Annotated in this window: 2 protein-coding genes; both read left to right on the top strand. The window is 43.1% G+C overall.

Going from position 1 to position 1,684, the window contains the following annotated elements; genetic code table 11:
* Nucleotides 1-1,056 (top strand): sensor histidine kinase (locus RHS_RS29345; RefSeq protein WP_395023671.1); only part of this gene is annotated, 1,056 nt, incomplete at its 5' end.
* Nucleotides 1,031-1,684, top strand: a 654-nt coding sequence (locus RHS_RS29340) for a response regulator (RefSeq protein WP_395023670.1), incomplete at its 3' end; no start/stop codon positions are given. The genes RHS_RS29345 and RHS_RS29340, both read left to right, overlap by 26 nt.

Here is a 1,684-nt window from a genome sequence, read left to right as displayed (position 1 = left end):
TACATTAACCTTAATTACAAGAAAGGATTTTTGCCGGAGGAAGATATCCTGTCTAACAAATCAGTCAGCCTGTCCGGTCTGAAAATCATCAGCGCTGTCTCTGATGAAAAACTAATGAAAAACATCTGGGGTATTATCCAGAAAATCATTCTGGTTACCGGCCTCAGTATTCTGTGCCTGGTCACCATTGTTACTGTACTTCACAAGTATTACAAAAGACGTTTTCATGATCTGGCTTCCGCTATATCCCTGATCAGCCAAGGGGATTTTGACACCAGGCTGCCGGTTAACTCCGATGACGAAATCGGCTATTTAAGCCAGACCTTTAATACCATGTGTGAAACTTTAGATATCTATATCAAAAAGACCTATCTGGCTGAGACACAGCGCAGGACTGCAGAACTTTATGCCCTCCAGGCGCAGATCAACCCGCATTTTCTGGCAAATACCCTGGAAAGCATTCGCATGAGGGCACTTGAAGACGATAACTATGAGGTAGCTGAGATGCTTGCCAACCTGGGTAACCTTTTTCATTGGATGAAAGATTTTAACCATGATATAGTATATCTGGAGGACGAAATAGATTACATAGAATCATACCTGGAATTGCAGAAATTCCGCTTTGGAGATAAGCTCAGTGTCCTGATGAATGTGCCTCCTGACATTCTTTATCTGGGTATCCCTAAGTTCACCCTCCAGCCCATTGTAGAAAACAACCTAACCCACGGCTTTCCTCAAAATAGCCAGCCACTTGAAATCAGTATAAATTTCCAGGTCTGCGACAACATAATCACGCTCACTATTACCGATAACGGCACCGGAATGCGTGAAGAAACCCTTGCTGACCTCCAAGACCATATCGCCGGTATCCAGACACACTCTTCCTATGGTCTGGCACTAAGGAATGTTCATACCAGAATCCAGCTTTTGTTCGGAAAGCAATATGGACTCAGTATTAACAGTAAATTATACAGAGGCACTGCGGTGGTAGTTACGCTTCCTGCCTTAGAGAAAAAGGAGATGGAGAAATATGTACAAAATGATTATTGTGGATGATGAACCCCTGATCCGTTCCGGTCTTCGGAATCTGATCGAATGGGAAGTTTACGGAATTGAAATTGTATCTGAATCGGAGGATGGCATGAAAGCCTATCTGAACATCAAAGACCAGATTATTGACATTGCTCTTATTGATATCAATATGCCCAACATGAATGGGCTGGAACTTATTGAGCTTTGTTCCCATCTGCCACATTGCCCCAAATTTATCATACTGAGCGGCTACAACGATTTTGAATACGTTCGCACCGCTATGCAGCATGGTGCAGTCAATTATCTGCTTAAACCTGTAAATCAGGAAGAACTGACAAATACAATTATATCTACAGTGCACATGCTGGATGATACCCAAACACAAAAACAGCAGTTTCAGGAAAGTCTTATGGCTCTTCGCAATGACATTCTGGTAAGGGTCCTGACCAACCGTATCGACACCCGGGAATTACGTGAGAAATGCCGCTTTGTAAATCTTACCTTTCGCTGTAGTAAAATGCGTGTGGGACTTCTAAAGCCCTTGTTTCACAGCGGGGAACGTTCCATGAAATGGGCAGATTTTTCCACAGCCAGATTGTGTGAAAAGATTTGTAAAGATACCTGTGACTGCTACGCTGCACTCGACACATCT

It is taken from the genome of Robinsoniella sp. RHS (assembly GCF_001029355.1).
GTDB lineage: Bacteria > Bacillota > Clostridia > Lachnospirales > Lachnospiraceae > Robinsoniella > Robinsoniella peoriensis.
The sequence above is the reverse complement of the archived record's forward strand: the minus strand, read 5'-3'. Positions and strand labels throughout refer to the sequence as shown.